Raw genomic sequence first — 18,918 nt, 5'->3', positions numbered from 1 at the left:
GAAACTGCGAGCAGCCCGCTCTATCCATAGGATAGGCGGGCTGCTCCATAACCTAACTTTGAAAAGAAAGCCGCAATCGCAGCTGCAAAAGAGACACTGCAGCTCCATATCCACGAAGAACAGCAGACAATAACCCCGTAGGTCTCCTCTCCAGAATTCAGGAGTCCTGCGGGGTTATCTGCTATTTATTTATTCGTGCCGTGCTGCTTGGTTGCCAGACGGGCTTCCGGTGAGCCTTTGCCGCGGCGTTTGTTTTTCTCCGCCTTCTTCATGTTCTCCTGAAACTTCTCCACGAACTCGTGAGTGTCCATTGATATCCTCCTAAAAGTTTTGTAAGCATGTGCTTCATCGAGTGACTTCGTACAAAACTCGCTTCGAAAGCATACGCTAAAAGTTTTGTAAGCATGTGCTTCATCGAGTGACTTCGTACAAAACTCGCTTCGAAAGCATACGCTAAAAGTTTTGTAAGCATGTGCTAAGTGTAGCAGCAGTATTTCTCAGACCTGCTGTTACTGTGCCCGCTTTTGCGGAGGATCATTCCTGGCGGGTCAGCGTCTGGTCCGGGGAGGCTCCATACAGAGCCAACGCCTTCAAAGCGGATTCCCGCATGCGTTTTTTTAGCCAGTTCCCTTCAACAATTCGCACCCGTTTGCCCAGAAAGCGCATTTTGGATAGCACATATTCACCTTCGTTGCCCAAGTAGAACAAGGAGATGTAATAGGTGTCCTTGTCCTCGTCATAACGGACCTCCTTCTCGAAGCAGGAAAAGGCATAGAGAATCCTCGACAACTCCCGGTTGTAATTCGGAAGGACCTCAATCACGGCGCTCTGTCTGCGGCTCTCCAGAATTCGGTGGATCTCGGCCTGAGTCGTGCGGACAAGCTCGGGTGCAGCCGGAACTTCGCATACCGATGTTATTTTCTTCAGTCTGATGCTCATGAAGTCCCGGCGCGTCCAGCTGTACCATAGCAGATACCATTCCCGTTTGACCATGGAATATTCGAGACGGTAGGGAAGGCCGGACTGTTCCGGACCGGGGTGCCCGTTGTTCGGGCCGATGCTCACCTGTATGCCCTGATGGTGTTGAATACTCCGGCGAAGCACACGCACCAGCGGATGATAGACCTGTACTTCTGCAGTCGAAGCCTTATGGATCAGATCTTCAGCGAGATTCAGAGGAGCCTCTCCCTCCAAAAGGGTCTGCAGTTTATCAAGCGTCACCCCGGAAAAGGCGGCGGCAGCAGAGGGATGGTCCAGCATCAGCTTCAGCCAGGAGCGTTCATGGGAAGTGGAGAGAAAGACGCCGCTATCCTCCATCCGGGAGAGGATGCGGTAATTAAAGATTTTCTCAAAAGGGTTCATAGTAGTCCAGCATCTCCTTCCATTCCGCAATCAGCTCCTGCCGTAGCTGCCTCGGCGCAAGCACCTCACAGCTTGAGCCGAAGCTGCGCAGCCAGGGCTTGATTTCGGTCGTGCCGTTTACGGTAATTTCATAGATGAAAAAGTGCAGATCTTCCTCGGTTATAACACCCCACTGCCCTTGCAGCAGCACACGCTCCTTCACAAAATTACGGGCAGAGCCGCTGCGCTGGGGATTTAGGAATTTAGCCCTAACAGTAACGGGACGGCCGGTATCGATCAGCCAGCTTGTGGCGATCTGCTGCTCCAGCGCGGATTGCTCCGCCAGGAAAAGCTCCTCTGTGACGGCTTCGCCTTCCTCGATTTGTGTCATGCCCTCCATCCGGTACTTGCGGATGCCCATGTGCTTGCTGTGAGTGAGCAAATACCATCTGCCGTACTGATGATCGTAGACGATTTTGAGGGGCAGTGCTGTTTCCGGGCGGCCGCCGGATTCACGCTCGAAGAGCGGATTGGTGCTTTTAGCGGCATAGCTGGTGTCGGCTTTCGGCGAGAAGTAGAGAAACTGCACCTTACTGCGGCTTTTGATGGCTGCCAGAAGTGTGGACAAGTGGGCTTCATCCAGGATTCTGGAATAATAATGGTATTTGTATAAAAAGGGTTCGATGGCCTGTTTCTCCGCATCCTGCCGGAGCAGTTCTTTTTTCAGGCTGTTGCGGAGCAAATATCCCTGCACGGAAGGCAGCTGGGTATTCGCCATAATATCCACGAAGTCGAACAGATCCATAAGCTCCTCTCCGGTCAATTGCTTGACCAGATCATTATTCAGCCGGTAACGGTAAGGACGCGGACCGGCTCCCCGCACAATAGCCCCGACCTCCTGCAAATATTTCAGGTCGCCGCGGATCGTCTTTTCATCGGGAAAAGTATTCTCCGGGTCCAGCCCGCAGCAGCAGATGTCCAGCAGATCCTTTATGGCCAGCTCCTGGCCGCCATTCAGTGCAGCTAGAATCCGGGAGATTCTCAGACTTTCTGATTCCTTGAGCGACTTGGCCTGGAACAGAAACAGCAGCAGGGGGTCGGCGGATTCGTAGTAATTGAACCGAAGCGCATCGGTGAAGCCCTGGGCTTGTGCCTCCGGCGGCTGTTCCTGCAGGGTGGTTGCGACTTCCTTTAGCTTCTTCAGGGTTTTATCGAAGGTATGAACCGAGATGCCGAGACGTTCGGCAAACTGCTGACGGCTGTACGCACCGCTGGTCAATACAAGCATCCGCAGAAACTGAATTTCCTTATCAAAGCTTTCCTTGGCCATGGCAGCCTCCGATCATACATAGTAGACACCTAATTTCTATTGTACCAGCGGTGGCAAATGGCATGGACGGGATACTTCGCCTGTTAAGCGATCTGTCGCTGGTTCGACTCCAGCTTCCTTCTAATGAAGGAATAGCTCAGTGGTAGAGCAGTCTGTGCCTGTCCAATCTTGATTTCTTCGGAGGTTAAAATGTACACAAAGCGAGGCGACTGAAAGGGATCCTTCGTCTGTTACGGGAATAGAATTGACGGTGCCCCCAGGGCACTGACCGGCCTTTTCAACCCAATTCCTCGCTTTGTGCAAACCATCAAGCCGGTGAGGCGCCGGGACGGGTTACTTCACACTCCAACGTGACCAATGAAATATCCTGGGCAATACGGCAGGTTCGACTCCTGCAGATACACCTGTCCCACATTTTCCTCACCGGTATTGATGATTAGGAGGTAATGAACATGAGCTTTGCTTCGAAACTGTTTGGCTCCATGAAGCCACATGCCCTGAACAAGGAAGGGTATCCCGCTTATACGCGTCCTGTGGAAGAGCAGTATCTGCAGATGCTTTTGACGAATACAATGCATAATACGTTTTATGCGGACCAGCAGGAGCTTTTAGATCATGCGGCGGAGCTGCATCAGCAAATGGCTCTTGAACAGCCGGAATTTATGGCAAAAGCGCTGGTCTATGCCAGGGGGGAGGGGTTCATGAGACTGCAGCCGCTGTTTGGGCTGGCTGTACTATCCGGTACCCGTCCGGATCTGTTCGCCAAAGTCTTCATGAAGGTTGTGCAAATCCCGTCTGACCTGTCCGATTTCTTGACGATCCTGCAGGGGCTGGGACGTGGGGAGGGCGGCCGGGCGGTGAAGCGCCAGGTCAATCTGTTCCTGTCGGGAATCAGCGAGTACTGGGCGCTGAAATATAATGGCCGAGGCCGTGGCTACAGCCTTGGCGACGCCATTGCCACAGCTCATCCGAAGCCGACGGATCTCAAGCAGCAGGCCTTGTTCCGTTATTTACGCGGCCAGGAGGCCAATCTGATGCTACTGCCACAGGTGGAGGCGATGGAGAAGCTGAAGCAGGCCGTGACCGCGGAGGAGCAGATCGAGTGGATCGAGCGGGGCAAGCTTCCATACTCAGCCGTAACAGGAGCGATCCAGCCTTCCCGGGAAGTCTGGAAGGCGATCCTGTATCAGATGCCTACGTTCGCCCTGCTCCGCCATTTGAATACGCTCCAGCGGAGCGGCGTCCTCGACGATCAGCGGAATCTGGATTATGTAGTGAACCGGTTAGTGGATCGACAGGGGCTGCGCAAAGCGCGGATATTGCCTTTCCGTTTCGCGACAGCGTTCCGGCAGGTGCAGCAGCCTGAGCTTCGGGATGCGCTGAGAGAAGCGGTGGACCTGACGTTTGACAACCTGCCGGATATGGAGGGCCGGACTGCAATTTTTCTCGATATTTCCGGTTCGATGCAGGGTGACTATCTGGAGACCGGTTCCATATTTGCTTTGGCTTTGTATAAGAAGACTCAAGGAAAGTCGTTGTTCTGGCTCTTCGATACCGAAGTGGCCGATGCGAAGCCTTCCCGCCGGGACAGCATCCTGGGCCAGGCGGAACGGATACAGGCCCGGGGTGGAACCGATACCGGCGCACCGGTCCGCAAGCTCCTGGAGCAGCACATCAAGGTGGACCAGGTGATCATCATCACCGATGAGCAGCAGAACAGCGGCAGCCCATTCTATCAACAGCTCAAGCTGTACCGCAAGAAGGTGAATCCCGATGTTAAAGCATTTATTGTCGATATCGCACCTTACCGTCATGCAATGGTGCCTGAGCAGGATGAGCAGACCTACTATGTTTACGGCTGGAGCGACACTGTATTGTCCTATATTGCCCAGTCGGTGCAAGGATACAGTTCGATGACGAAGCAGTTAGCGGCGATGGAGATATAGGGTAAAAGGGGAAGCGCCGGAAGAGCAGAGCAGCTCATCTGGCGCTTCTTTACTGCTAAAATAATGTGCGGGTAGCTCCTTGAGAGTGTTCACAAGTAGGCTGTGGCCGGTTGCCTGCATCCTGTCGTATATGAAAACGCTAACCTTTAATTTGTATAGTAAACCTTTAGAATTTACCCTGTTTACACACCGGGCCTTACCTTATTGTTGAAATAGAAAGATGAATGCCCCAGGCCGGCCGATGCCTGAATCAACTGCGATTTGTCTCACAGCCGAAGCTCGGAACGGGCTGTTTTTTTGATAAGGCAACCTTTTGGCAATCATAGGAATGTACAGGTTCACAAGTCCTTAATAATCGTACTATTTGTTAGGAAACAGATGCCTTCCTTTTACAAGAATAGCCCAGCCGTTTCCTCTTGCGTGATATAATGTGGCAATCAACCTGTGTGAATAGGAGGGAGAGAGACATCATGCTGCTCCCCGGAAACTGGTACAAAAAGCATTTTAAAAATAATCTGTTCATGAAGATCATCCTGATCTTCTCCATTATAGCGGTGGTAACCACGATTACATTCTCCTACCTGATGTTCCTGCTGATGTCCCAATCTGCGGTACAGAGGCAGCTGGAGATCCAGAAGCGGACCGTGGAGAGCGTGAACAACTATATGCAGCATAAATACGATGCCGTGCAGACGATGATGCGCGATGTATACCGGGACAGTGAGCTTACGGCCAATACATCCTACTTGCTGGAGCATCCCTATCAAGATTATGTCACCTACAGGCTTGAACGTTATCTTAAAGAGAGCAACACCACCACAGACAGTGTGCAGTTTTTCCGCAACCAGATGGAAGATGATCCGGATATCCGCAGTCTGCTGCTCTACAGCTCTGCCAAACAGCAGCTGTATGTATTCAATGAACAGGAGAACTTCAATATTATCTCTACCAATGCGGCCCATTCGTTTGTGCCGGATGCTTTATATCTGGAGGAAGCCAGCAGTGTAACGACGCCGAATATCTGGGTCCGCAAAACGATATCCCTCGCAGATTCCCCCATGTTCTCCATCCGTGTGCCGATTAATGACAAGCAGTCGCTGCGGAATATCGGACAGCTGCTGGTGTTCTATGATGCGGACCATATCTGGGCGAGCATGGGTGACTACAAGGATGATTTCAAAGGCGATATTATCGTGCTGTCGGCAGACAATGATGTATTGTTTGACAGCTCAGGGACATTCTACGGTAAGAAATATCCTTATCCTGAGCAGATTGAAGCGATCTATGCCGACGGTGAGGAAGTGAACGGCATGCTGATTACGAAGCTGACGCATACCCAGGGCGGATTCACTGTACTCAGTGTGGTGCCGGAGGGGGAGCTTGCAGCGACTTACAGCGGTCTGCGCAACATGATTATTACCATTTGCCTGATCTGTATTCTGTTTGCGGTGATCACACCTTCGCTGTTTATCAGCAATTTTGCCACCCGGGCGCATAACATTATCCGCTTTACCCGTAAGGTGAAGAATGGGGACCTTGATGCCCGCATCACCGATGTGAAGGAGGACGAGCTGGGCCAGATCTCCAAAAGCTTCAATGATATGCTGGACGAGCTGAATCTGTACATCGACCGGGTGTTCAAGGCGGAGATTAAGCAGAAGCACAGCGAGATCGCTGCGCTGGAAGCAAGGGTCAATCCGCATTTTCTCTATAACACCCTGGAAGTCATCCGCATGCGCGCCATTTCACAGGGTGCTGCAGATGTTGGAGAGATGATCTACAGCCTGTCTGTTCTGTTCAAAAGCTATGTCCACCCCAAGGCGAAGCATACCCTGAAGGATGAACTGGAAGCCTGCCGGCTGTATCTGGAGCTGTTCCGCATCCGGTATAAGGACAAATTCTCCTATGAGCTCCATTGCCCCAAGGAGCTAGAGGGGCGGGTCGTGCTGAAGATGTCCCTGCAGCCCGTCGTTGAGAATTATATCCTTCACGGGATGCGGACAGACCGCAGCGATAACCATATCCGGGTTGATCTGGTCAAGGAAGGCGGGATTCTCCGCGCTGTGGTCAACGATAACGGACGTGGCATTAAGCAGGAACGGCTTGCGCAGATTCAGAAGGATCTCCTGGATCCGGACAGCTCTTCGCAGTCCTTCGGGCTACGGAGCATTCATGAACGGATGCAACTGCTGTATGGAGAACCGCACGGCTTAGCCGTAGCGAGCGAAGAAGGCCAGGGGACCACCGTGACCTTATGTTTTCCTGATCTGGGAGAGGAGGAGCCAACCTATGTATAAGGTATTTATCGTGGACGATGAGCCTTTTATTATTGAAGGGCTGTATGATATTGTCGATTGGGCAGGGATGGGAATGGAGATTGTCGGCCGGGCGGAGAATGGCCAGGAGGCCCTGGAGGCGCTCACGTCGCTCCGAGCAGATATTCTGATTACCGATATTTCCATGCCTCTGATGAACGGTCTAGATCTGATCCGTGCTGTCCGCAGCCTCCAGCCGGGGCTGAAGGTCATTATTCTCAGCGGGTATGATGAGTTCGGGTATCTGAAGGAAGGGATGACGCTCGGCATTGAGAATTATCTGCTGAAGCCGATTAATCTCGAGGAGTTCAAGGCTACACTTAGCAATACCGTGGAGAAGCTTCATATGAGCAGAGTTGAAGATGAACTGAACGCGCAGAGCATCTCTATATTAAGAGATAATATTATGCACCGCTGGCTCCGGGAACAGATTGGAGTGAATGAATTCCGTGAGCGGTCGGAACTGCTGGGCATCCAGCTGGACAAGCCGCTATTACTGGCTGCCCTGCTGCGGCCGGGCAGGGGGGCCGGCAATGCTGAATTCTTGAAGGCGGTTGCGAATGCCCTTGGGGACAGCAGCTCCACTATTCTTTTTCAGGATATGGATGGAGATGCCGTGCTTCTGCATGGCTTAAGCGAATACCAGCGCGGGAAGGAAGAGGTCGAACGCTGCCATGAGCGCCTGGTGAAGAGGCTGTCCTCCTATCAGCCGCTTTGCTTCTCGATGGGCAGTGTCGTGGAGACAGAGGGAGGGGCGGCACAGAGCTATGAGCAAGCGAAGAAAGCGCGGGAATATTTCATTCTGTTCCCGGAACGGACAGTGATCCGCTATGAGGAGATAGCCAGCCGCAGCGAGGCGGACGGGCGGGAGGTCACGCAGAACTGGGAGCAGGTGCAGAAGCTGATTCTGGCTAAGGACAAGGAAGCGCTGCTGCAGCGGATTGATGAGCGGTTCGAGCAGCTGCGGCATATGGAAGGCGTAACTCCCGAGGTTCTCCATGATTTCTCCATGGAATGGCTGATCCGCTTCAAAATGCAATTGAAGGAAATCAGACATTGCGAAGAACCTGAGCTATACCAGGAGGGCTTCCGCAGACTCCGCGAAACGACATCCATTCATGAATGGATTCAGATTCTGAAAGAAGCGGCGTCGCTTACGATTGACTTGTTGATCCGTGATGTGAAGAGTCCGGTCGTGCAGCAGGTGCTTAATTTTATCCATGAATCCTACGCTGAGGATGTTTCGCTGAAGACACTCGGGGCACAGTTCAACATCCACCCGGTCTACCTGGGACAGCTGTTCAGCAAAGAGGTAGGGGATACGTTCACTGAATATATCAACCGCTACCGGATTGAGAAGGCCAAGGAGCAGCTGCGGGGAACCTCGTCCAAGGTGCATGAGATTGCCAGGAATGTCGGCTACTGGGAGACCGGTTATTTCTATAAGCAATTCAAAAAATATGTGGGGATTTCCCCCACCGAATATAAAGGACTTGTGTAACGGCTGTCTGCCGGGCAAGTTCTTTTCTTTATTTTCTACATGATTTATTTAGTTTAGCTTCTGTCTGAAAATGCTTACATCAACTAAAGTTAAGGTAATCCTTGAAGGGACAAAGGCCGAACAGACCTTCACATGTCCTGCAGTTTTGAGGTGAATAAAGGGGAGGTTATAAAGAATGAGCAAGAAAAGCAAACGGTTGTCCCTATTACTGACATCGATGATGGCAGTCTCGGTGCTGCTTAGCGCATGCGGCGGTGGTTCGAACAATGCAAGTTCCAATGATTCGGCTTCGGGATCAAAAGGCAACTCGGAGAAGCCGGTAGAGCTGATCTGGTACACTATCGGTGCGCCGCAGAAGGACCTGGACATGGTTGTGGCTGAAATCAACAAATACACCAAAGAGAAAATTAACGCAACCCTGAAAATCAATATGCTTGATTACGGCGACTATTCACAAAAAATGCAGGTTAAGGTAGCCTCCGGTGAACCTATGGATATTATGTTTACCAGTTCATGGGCCCTGGATTATGTGCAGAATGCCCGCAAAGGCGCATTCATGGAACTGGACAGCCTGATTGATAAGTACGGCAAAGACATCAAGACTGCCATCGACCCGGCATTCCTGGAAGGCTCGAAGGTAGACGGACACAACTATGCGATTCCTGCCAACAAAGAGCTTCCGGCACAGGAAGTGTGGCGCTTCAACAAAGAGCTTGTGGACAAGTATAAGCTGGACATTAGCAAAGCAACCACACTGGACAGCATTGAACCTATGCTCAAAACCATTAAGGAAAACGAACCAGGCGTCACACCATATGCAATGGTGAAGGACTACATGCCGGTGCTGCCTTTCGACTACATTATCGAAAAAATGCCGATGGCCGTGTATCTGAATACAAAGGACTATAAAATCGTCAACATTCTGGAAAGTCCAGAGCTGAAATCCAGTCTTGAAACCGTACACAAATATTACAAGGCAGGTTACGTATCATCTGAAGTAGCGACAACCTCCTCCGTGGATGATCTCTACAAAGCCGGCAAATGGTTCATGGACCGCGCCACTACACAGCCTATGGCTGACAATCTGTGGACGGCCAGCTACGGCTACCCTGTAGTTTCAACCCCTGCGGGCGAATCCTACATTTATAACTGGTCCGTTATGGGTTCGATGCAGGCCATTTCCGCCAACTCCGAGCATCCGGAGAAAGCCATGGAATTCCTGAACCTGCTGAACACCGATCCTTATCTGCGCAACCTGGTCGACTCGGGTATTGAAGGCGTGCATTACGAGAAAATCAATGATAACACCATCAAGAATCTGCCGGAAGCGAAAAACTATGATATGCCGTCCTTCTCTCTGGGCAATATCATGATCAACTACCTGAACGAAGGCGATCCTGCGGACAAGTGGGAGCAGTTCAAAAAGTTTAATGAAGCAGGGATCAATGCTCCGTTGCTCGGCTTCAACTTTGATACCTCCAAGGTAACGAGTGAAATCGCCGCTGTGCAGAACGTGAAGGAAGAATTCTGGGCTCCGCTGATGACAGGAACCGTAGATCCTGACGAATATCTGCCAAAAGCGATTGAGAAATTCAAAGCTGCCGGACTCGATAAAATCATCGCAGAAGCACAAACCCAAATCGACGCTTGGAAAGCTGCGAACAACAAATAATTCATTCCCTTAAGGAAGATCGGGCGGGTGCCAAGCCTATAGCCCGGTCTTTTCTTTTACAGTTTAGGAGGGCTCCACGTGAAAATGATTGGCGGATTCATCCGAAATATCATCAAAGACAAGGTTATGCTGCTCATGGTCCTACCAGGCGCGCTGTGGTTCCTCTTTTTCTCCTATCTGCCGATGGTAGGGACGGTTATTGCTTTTAAAGAATACCGCTACAGCCGGGAGGGCTTCTGGGCAAGCATTTTCCACAGCAAGTGGGTGGGCTGGGATAACTTTAAGTTTCTGTTCACTACGAATGACGCGTATATCATCACCCGCAACACACTTTTATACAATGCCGTTTTCATATTGCTGGGGCTGGTGCTGTCGGTAGTTATGGCGATTGTGCTTGCAGAGATTGCCAACAAAAAACTGGCCAAGGTCTACCAGACCGGCATGTTCCTGCCGTACTTTCTGTCCTGGGTTGTAGTCGGCTACTTTGCCTTCAGCTTTCTCAGCTCCGAGAGCGGTGTGCTGAACCAGATCCTAGGCTATTTTGGAGCAGAACCCATCAACTGGTATTCCGAGAAAAAATACTGGCCGGTCATCCTCGTGCTCGTGTATCTGTGGAAGGCGCTCGGCTATAACAGCGTAGTCTATCTGGCCGCTATTATGGGTATCGACAAATCGCTGTATGAAGCGGCGATGATCGACGGTGCAGGCAAATTCCAGCAGATCAAGAACATCACGCTGCCGCTGCTCAGCCCGATTATTACGATCATGACGCTGCTGGCCATCGGAAAAATCTTTTACGCCGACTTCGGCCTGTTCTACCAGGTGCCCCGCAACTCCGGGACGCTCTACAGTGTTACGAACGTTATCGATACCTATGTCTACCAAGGCCTCAAATCTACAGGCGAGATTGGCATGAGTACTGCGGCGGGGCTATATCAATCCGTAGTCGGCTTCGTGCTTGTCATTACCTCGAACTATATCGTGCGTAAATTCAACAAGGACAGCGCCTTATTCTAGTCAGGGCGAAAGGAGTGAACCAGATGTCCACTATTGTCAATAAAAAACGTGATTTTCATAAGCTCTCCAAAACCTGGAACGTGCTGTTTAATCTGTTTGCCGGTGTTTTTGCATTACTGTGCGTATTCCCATTTATCTTTGTAGTCATCATTTCCTTCACGGATGAAGGAGCATTGGCCAGAGACGGCTACAGTCTGTTCCCGGCTAAATGGAGTCTGGGTGCGTACAAATATGTATTCCAGTCGGGAGATATGCTGTTGCAATCCTATGGGGTGACCATCCTCGTGACGGTGCTCGGCACACTGATCAGCCTGCTGTTTATTTCTTTTTATGCCTATGCCATTTCGCGTAAAAGCTTCAGATACCGCAATTTCTTTGCGTTCTTTGCCTTCTTCACCATGCTCTTCAACGGCGGGCTCGTTCCGACCTATATTATCGTTACACAGTTTCTGGGCCTGAAGGATACGATCTGGGCGCTCGTGATGCCGCTGGCGGTCAACGCCTTTTACATTATGATCCTACGTACTTTTTACAGTACCAGCGTTCCCGATGCCATTCTCGAATCCGGTAAAATCGACGGCGCAGGCGAATTCCGCATCTTCCTTACACTGGTACTGCCGCTCTCATTGCCCGGTCTGGCGACCATTGCCCTGTTCAGTACTTTGGGTTACTGGAATGACTGGTTCAATGCACTGCTCTACATCGATGATCCGAATCTGGTGCCGTTGCAGTCTATGCTGATGCGGATCGAGACCAGCATGCAGTTCATTATGCAGAACTCGACCAACAGCTCACTCAGCATGGAGGCGCTTCGCTCTATGCCGCAGGATACCTCGCGTATGGCGATGGTGGTGCTGGCGACGGGTCCGATTATTTTTGCCTATCCATTCTTCCAGCGTTATTTCATCCAGGGTCTTACGATAGGAGCCGTGAAAGAATAAGACCGTCACCAGAGAGGGAGTGGAGAGTATGACCTATACAGATCCAGACAGACCGGCCCGGGAACGGGCAGAGCATCTGCTGGGACAGATGACCTTGGAAGAAAAGGCTGCACAGCTGGTTCAGCCCTTCGGCTGGCAAGTCTACGAACATACTGAAGGGGAGATTACTCTTACTGAGGATTTTAAACGTCAGGTAGCAGAAACGGGCATCGGCTCGCTCTACGGCATGCTCCGCGCGGATCCGTGGACCGGAGTGACCCTGGCCAGCGGGCTGTCCCCGCGCCAGGGGGCGGAGGCAGTGAATGCGATTCAGCGTTATGCCATCGAGAACTCGCGCCTCGGCATCCCGATCCTGATCGGGGAAGAGTGCTCGCACGGCCATATGGCCATCGGGGCGACCGTATTTCCGGTTCCGCTGTCACTGGGCAGCTCGTGGAATGTGGACCTGTACCGGGAGATGTGCCGGGCGGTGGCACTGGAAACCCGGAGCCAGGGTGGAACGGTGACCTACTCGCCGGTGCTGGATGTGGTGCGCGATCCCCGGTGGGGCCGGACGGAGGAATGCTTTGGCGAAGATGCCTACCTGATCAGCGAGCTGGCCGTTGCCGCCGTGGAGGGGCTGCAGGGAGAATCGCTGAGCAGCCCGGATAGTGTGGGCGCTACACTGAAGCACTTTGTCGGGTACGGCAGCTCCGAGGGCGGCCGCAATGCCGGTCCGGTGCATATGGGCTGGCGCGAGCTGCTGGAAGTGGATTTACTTCCGTTCAAGAAGGCGGTGGAAGCAGGCGCGGTGTCCGTTATGCCCGCCTACCATGAGATTGACGGCGTGCCCTGTACAACGAATACCGCACTCCTGGAGGAGATTCTCCGGGGGGCATGGGGCTTTGACGGCCTCGTGATTACCGATTGCGGCGCTATCGAAATGCTGGCCGCCGGCCATGACGTCGCCGAGGATGGTTTGGATGCGTCGGTGCAGGCCATCACAGCGGGGATCGATATGGAGATGTCCGGCGTCATGTTCGGAGAACATCTCGTCGGTGCTGTCCGCAGCGGCAAGCTGGCGGTGGAGGTCCTGGACCGCGCCGTGCAGCGGGTGCTGGAGCTGAAGTTCAGGCTCGGCCTGTTCGAGCAGCCATACGCCGATCCGGAGGCGGCGGAGAAGTTCATCGGCAGCGCGAAGCACCGGGAGCTGGCCCGGAGGCTGGCTGCGGAGAGCATCATTCTGCTGAAGAATGAAGGCGGGACACTGCCGCTAAAGGTCAGCGGGGGCACCAGTGACGGCGTCCGTGCGAGCGGTGTAGGCAATCCTGGCAGCGATGGCCGCGTCGGTGCGAATGGTGCAGGCAACAGCGGCAGCAGTGGCGGCATCCGTGCGAGCGGCGTAGGCAACGGTAGGAGTGGCAGCATTTGTTCGAGTGGCGCGGACAACAGCCTGAGTGGCTGCGTCAGTTCGAGTGCCACAGGCAATTGCGGCAGCGGGAGCACCGGCAAGGTTGCGGTCATCGGCCCGAACGCCGATGCACCGTACAATCAGCTGGGGGATTATACCTCACCGCAGCCGCGGTCCAGCATCGTCACCGTCTTAGACGGTGTCCGCAGCAAGCTTGGAGCGGAGCGGGTGCTGTATGCCCCCGGCTGCCGGATCAAAGGCGAGGACAGGGAAGGCTTCGAAGCCGCCTTGGCCTGCGCCGCGCAGGCCGACACGGTGGTTATGGTGCTTGGCGGCTCAAGTGCCCGCGATTTCGGCGAAGGCAGTATCGACCTGAAGACCGGAGCGTCAAAAGTGACGGAGCATGCCTGGAGCGATATGGACTGCGGCGAAGGGATTGACCGGATCTCACTGGCCCTCTCAGGTGTGCAGCGGGAACTGTTCAAGGAAATTCATCAGCTGGGCAAGCCGGTCATTGTGGTCTATATCAACGGCCGTCCGGTGAGTGAGCCCTGGATTGAGGAACACGCAGATGCCATTTTGGAAGCCTGGTATCCCGGCCAGGAGGGCGGCCATGCGGTGGCGGATATTCTGTTCGGAGACGTGAATCCTTCCGGACGGCTGACCATCTCCTGGCCGAAGGATGTGGGTCAGCTTCCGGTGTACTACAACGGCAAGCGTTCACGCGGAAAACAATATCTGGAAGCCGATTCGCAGCCCCGCTACCCGTTCGGGTTCGGACTGAGCTATACGAGCTTCCGCTACTCAGAACTCCAGGTGGAGCCACAGGCAATCACGGCAGACCAAACCGCAACCGTACGGGTCACCGTGACCAACACGGGAGAACGGGAAGGCGCCGAGGTCGTTCAGCTCTACATTTCCGACGTGGTGAGCAAGGTGTCCAGACCCGCGAAGGAACTCAAAGGCTTCCGCAAAATCACGCTGGCTCCAGGCGCAGCGCAAATCGTGGAATTTGAAGTCGGCTTGGAGCAGCTGCAATATATCGGCCCGGAGGCTCAGCCTGTCGTGGAGCCGGGCGGATTCAAGGTGCTGGTGGGCCGTCATGTCAATGAGGTACTGGAAGCTGCACTCGAGGTAACGGAGGGTTCGCGTGGAACGGAGGGGTTACATGGAACGGATTAGAAGATTCATCCGCGAGCTGTCCGAGCGGCAATGGCTGGAGCAGCAGGCGCTGGAAGGCTGGGACATTCAGGCTTCGGTCTATACCGTGCCGGGTCAATATGACGGAATGCGGCCGTATACCGAAGGCGGAGATTTCAACCTGTTCCCGAGTGTGCAGGGAACCACCTACTTTTTTCGCCTTTCGCTTACGATCCCGGCAGAATGGCAAGGGCAGCGTACGGGGCTCATATTTGAGTCGGGCGGCGAGGCCTTGCTGCGGGTAAACGGGGAATCCCGCCACGGCCTTGACCGGAACCACACCTTTGTAACCCTGGAAGCCTCGCGGGACGGCCGGCCGCTGGAGCTGGAAATCGAATTGTTTGATCCCATTCCCGAGCCGGTGGACCCGCTGAATCAGCAGGCAGTCATCCAGCCGCCGATCCGGGCCATCCGCACCTGGCTGGTACGGGTCAATGAGCCGGTCCAGAGCCTGATGTATACCGCCGTCATCGTCCGCGATGCGGCGGTCCTGCTGCCCGAAGCGGATATGCGCCGCGCGCGGATGCTGGAAGCCTTGTACCGGGTGATGGACGAATATTTGAATTTAAATGAGCCTGAGGTTCGTGAAGGCAGTGCTGTAGCCGCCCTGGAAGAGGCGCTGCGTACAGATATTGCAGGGATTGGCGGCAACGCAGAAGGCACCATTCATATGGTCGGCCAGTCGCATATCGACATTGCCTGGCTGTGGCCGGCGCGGGAGACCGTGCGGAAGACCAGCCGGACCTTCTCCACCGTCAATGCCTTAATGGACGAATACCCGGACTATCAATTCGCCCAGAGCCAGCCGCAGCTGTTCGAATATCTCAAGGAAAACGACCCGGTCCTGTTCGCCAAGGTCAAAGAGCGAATTCGTGAAGGCCGGTGGGAGCTGGTCGGTGGCATGTGGGTCGAGCCGGACCTGAACATCCCGAGCGGAGAGTCCCTGATGCGCCAGATGCTCTACGGCCAGCGGTTCTACCAGAAGGAATTCGGCCAGACCTCAGAGATTGAATGGTTGCCGGATACCTTCGGCTACTGCGCTTCACTGCCGCAGATTATGCGGCATGGCGGCGTGCGCTATTTCATGACCACGAAGCTCGGCTGGAATGACACCAACGTATTTCCGTACGATCTGTTCCATTGGGTGGGCATTGACGGCACCCCGATGCTGTCCTACCTCAACCATGGGGTGAACGAAAATACGCTGCCGAAGGACGTGCATGAACACTGGCAATCCTTCCGCGAAAAGAAAACCCATAACGAGCAGATGCTGCTCTACGGCCATGGCGACGGCGGCGGAGGTGTCACCCGCGAGATGCTGGAATACATCCGCCGTGCAGACCTGATGGTCGGCCAGCCGGCCAGTACCTTCAGCAGCGCCGCAGATTTCTTCGCAGGCATGGAAGAGCGGCAGCCCAAGCTGCCCGAATGGCGCGGCGATCTGTATCTGGAGCTGCACCGCGGCACCTATACCACACATGGCCGCAACAAGCGGAACAACCGCAAGGCGGAGATTCTCTACCGTGAGGCTGAGCTGTGGCAGACCCTGGCCGCTCCTGCCATGAAGCCCGAGCTGCGCAGCAGCAGTGCCGAACAGCTGCATCACGGCTGGAAGCGGATACTGCTGAACCAGTTCCACGACATTATTCCCGGCTCGGCCATCACCGAAGCCTATGAGACTTCGGAGAAGGAATACCGCGAGGTATTCGCCCTTGGTGAGGCAGCGCTGCAGCCGGGGCTGGAAGCCCTGGCGGCTCAGGTCACAACAGCAGGCGAAGGCCAGCCTCACGTGCTGTTCAACAGCCTCGGCTGGGCGCGTGATGCAGTCGTTGCCATTCCATGGGCAGATACAGAAGCATCAGATAGGGAACCAACAGCAAATAGACAAACGGAAAATAAACCAACGGAAAATGAACGGAATATATCAGCATATGACGCGTCAGGAAATGCACTTCCGATAGATCTTGTGGCCGGTTTGTCAACAGTAGACGAGGCTATGGGCCCGACAACGGGTCAACAGACCGCTTACATTCATGTCCCCGCCATTCCGGCTATGGGGTATAAGACGATCTGGCTGAAACGCGGGGAACGGCCAACGCCGGAAAGCCCGGAAGCAGTGAATAGGCCGGAACGCACCGTCCTGAATGACCGCTGGGAGACCCCGCACTACCGCCTGACGTTCAATGAACGGGGCGAAATCACCAGCCTGTTCGACAAAGCGGCCGAACGGGAAGTGGTGCAGCAGGGCGGACGGGCCAACCAATTCCACTTCTTCCATGACCGTCCGACACTCTGGGATGCCTGGGATATCGACAGCCGCTATGAAGCCCAGCCCGCCGGCGAGGCCGAGCTGGTGGAGAAATACGTGCTTCACTCCGGCCAAGTCCGGGATGTGCTGAGATTCCGCTGGACGCTGGGCCAGTCGCAGATCACCCAGGATCTGATCCTGTATGCCCATGACCGCAGAATCGATTTCAAGACCCATGTGGACTGGAAGGAAGCCCACAAGCTGCTGAAGGTCGGCTTCCCGGTCGATGTGGTCGCAGACAAAGCGACCTATGAGATTCCTTTTGGCGCGCTGGAGCGTCCCACGCACCGCAATACCAGCTGGGAACAGGCGCAGTACGAGGTCTGCGGACACCGTTTTGTGGATGTATCCGAACATGGATACGGCGTCAGCCTGCTGAATGACTGCAAATACGGCTACGACATTCAAGGAAGCACGATCCGCCTGTCCTTGCTGCGTGCGCCGCAATGGCCGGACGCCACTGCGGACCTCGGCGTTCATGACTTCACCTATTCGCTCTATCCCCACCCGGGCGATTGGCGGAGTGCCCATACGCTGCGCAAGGCCGCGGAGCTGAATCATGAGGTGCAGGTCACCGCAGCCGAAGGGAAGACGGGACAGCTGCCATCCACCAGCGGTTTCATCCGCTTCAGTGGGCAGCATGTTGTGCTGGACACCGTGAAGCCATCCGAGGACGGTCAGGGCTGCGTGCTGCGGTTCTATGAATCCGCGGGCGGACGGGAAACCGTGACGCTGGGCTGGAACCAGCCGTTCAGCGAAGTGTACCGGTCCAATGCGCTGGAGGAGAAGCTGGAGCCTGTCGCCCATCACCCAGGTGAATTCGAGCTGCACTTTGCCCCTTTTGAGATCCAGACGATTTACGTGAAATAAACGACTATTCGAACAGAAGGAGTGTCCCTTCCTTGGAACAATTCAGATTACCGAAAATCCCGATGCCGAAGCTCGAACTGCCGCAAGCCGTACAGGAGGTGCTGGCTGAAGCGGAAGTGAAGCTGGCCCACCGGCCCAAGCTGCTGCAGCTGTTCAAAAACTGTTTTCCGAACACCCTGGAGACCACGACGAAGCGGATGGAGGATGGCACCACCTTTGTCATTACCGGAGATATCCCGGCTTCTTGGCTGCGCGATTCGGTGGAACAGGTCATCCATTATGTGCCGCTGGCCAAAAACGACCCGGATCTGCAGCGCATCATCGGCGGCCTGATCAAACGTCATATCCAGTACATCCACATTGATCCGTACGCCAATGCGTTTAATGAATATGCCAATGACTGGCACTGGAACACCACGGACGTGACCGAGATGTCCCCATGGGTCTGGGAGCGCAAATTCGAGATTGATTCCCTGTGCTTCGTGGTGCGTCTCGCGTATACCTACTGGCAGGAAACCGGGATTACCGACTTCTTCGATGCGGAGTTCAAGTCTGCCCTGCGTACCATCCTCGAGGTGTTCAAAAAAGAGCAGCACCACTTCGAGCAGTCACCATACCGCTTCACCCGCAACAACGGTATTCCGGAAGACTCGTTGCGAAATAACGGACTTGGCATGCCGGTGAACTATACCGGGATGATCTGGTCCGGGTTCCGTTCCAGCGATGACGCCTGTGATTTCCACTACAACATTCCCGGCAATATGTTTGCCGTTGTCGCCTTGCGCCAGATGCAGGAGTTTGCCGAGTGGGTCTTCCGGGACATGGATTTGCTGGCCGAGCTGAAGGCGCTGGAGTTCGAGGTGGATCACGGCATCAAGCTGTACGGGATTTACCGCCATCCTGAATTCGGGCCGATGTACGCTTACGAGACCGACGGCTTCGGCAATTACTGCCTGATGGATGATGCCGGCACTCCGGGGCTGATCTCCATTCCGTACCTGGGCTATTTGAAGAACGATGATCCGGTGTATCAGAACACGAGACGGTTTGCGCTCAGTACAGAAAATCCGTTCTATTATGAAGGAAC

12 protein-coding genes are annotated in these 18,918 nt (G+C 54.2%); 9 read left to right on the top strand and 3 right to left on the bottom strand.

Going from position 1 to position 18,918, the window contains the following annotated elements:
- Window positions 1–185 precede the first annotated feature (185 nt).
- The 3 genes from A3844_RS08650 to A3844_RS08640 form a co-directional block, all read right to left on the bottom strand.
- Window positions 186–311, bottom strand: coding sequence for a DUF4023 family protein (locus tag A3844_RS08650; protein WP_074084383.1), 126 nt, complete (start codon window positions 309–311; stop codon window positions 186–188).
- A gap of 223 nt (window positions 312–534) precedes the next feature.
- Window positions 535–1,362: a WYL domain-containing protein gene (locus A3844_RS08645; protein WP_074102619.1), complete on the bottom strand. Its 828-nt coding sequence runs from the start codon at window positions 1,360–1,362 to the stop codon at window positions 535–537.
- Window positions 1,349–2,671 carry a helix-turn-helix transcriptional regulator gene (locus A3844_RS08640; protein WP_074107179.1) on the bottom strand — a complete coding sequence of 441 codons (1,323 nt, stop codon included), beginning with the start codon at window positions 2,669–2,671 and terminating at the stop codon, window positions 1,349–1,351. The genes A3844_RS08645 and A3844_RS08640 overlap by 14 nt, the downstream gene beginning before the upstream one ends.
- Before the next feature lie 452 nt (window positions 2,672–3,123).
- Between A3844_RS08640 and A3844_RS08635 the strand changes: the two genes are divergently transcribed.
- The 9 genes from A3844_RS08635 to A3844_RS08590 all read left to right on the top strand — a co-directional run.
- Complete coding sequence (locus A3844_RS08635; RefSeq protein ID WP_074107178.1) at window positions 3,124–4,617, top strand: TROVE domain-containing protein; 1,494 nt, start codon at window positions 3,124–3,126, stop codon at window positions 4,615–4,617.
- Between the two features lie 470 nt (window positions 4,618–5,087).
- A complete protein-coding gene (locus A3844_RS08630; RefSeq protein ID WP_074084387.1) occupies window positions 5,088–6,914 on the top strand; it encodes a sensor histidine kinase in 1,827 nt (608 codons plus the stop codon).
- The gene (locus A3844_RS08625; protein ID WP_074084388.1) at window positions 6,907–8,433 is read left to right on the top strand and encodes a response regulator transcription factor; all 1,527 of its coding nucleotides are present in this window, start codon (window positions 6,907–6,909) and stop codon (window positions 8,431–8,433) included. Before A3844_RS08630 ends, A3844_RS08625 begins: the two co-directional genes overlap by 8 nt.
- Window positions 8,434–8,608: 175 nt before the next feature.
- The gene (locus tag A3844_RS08620; protein ID WP_074107177.1) at window positions 8,609–10,105 is read left to right on the top strand and encodes an ABC transporter substrate-binding protein; all 1,497 of its coding nucleotides are present in this window, start codon (window positions 8,609–8,611) and stop codon (window positions 10,103–10,105) included.
- Window positions 10,106–10,189: 84 nt separating this feature from the next.
- Complete coding sequence (locus A3844_RS08615; protein WP_074084398.1) at window positions 10,190–11,122, top strand: ABC transporter permease; 933 nt, start codon at window positions 10,190–10,192, stop codon at window positions 11,120–11,122.
- A gap of 23 nt (window positions 11,123–11,145) precedes the next feature.
- Window positions 11,146–12,063 carry a carbohydrate ABC transporter permease gene (locus tag A3844_RS08610; protein ID WP_074102616.1) on the top strand — a complete coding sequence of 306 codons (918 nt, stop codon included), beginning with the start codon at window positions 11,146–11,148 and terminating at the stop codon, window positions 12,061–12,063.
- 28 nt (window positions 12,064–12,091) lie between these two features.
- Entirely contained in the window at window positions 12,092–14,635 is a 2,544-nt protein-coding gene (locus A3844_RS33415; protein ID WP_244169731.1) for a glycoside hydrolase family 3 N-terminal domain-containing protein, read from the top strand.
- Window positions 14,622–17,831: an alpha-mannosidase gene (locus tag A3844_RS08595; RefSeq protein ID WP_074107176.1), complete on the top strand. Its 3,210-nt coding sequence runs from the start codon at window positions 14,622–14,624 to the stop codon at window positions 17,829–17,831. The genes A3844_RS33415 and A3844_RS08595 overlap by 14 nt, the downstream gene beginning before the upstream one ends.
- A gap of 32 nt (window positions 17,832–17,863) precedes the next feature.
- Window positions 17,864–18,918: glycoside hydrolase family 125 protein (locus A3844_RS08590; RefSeq protein ID WP_074107175.1), on the top strand; the 1,055-nt coding region annotated here is incomplete at its 3' end.

Source organism: Paenibacillus helianthi, assembly GCF_001909055.1.
Classification (GTDB): domain Bacteria; phylum Bacillota; class Bacilli; order Paenibacillales; family Paenibacillaceae; genus Paenibacillus_AQ; species Paenibacillus_AQ helianthi.
The sequence above is the reverse complement of the archived record's forward strand: the minus strand, read 5'-3'. Positions and strand labels throughout refer to the sequence as shown.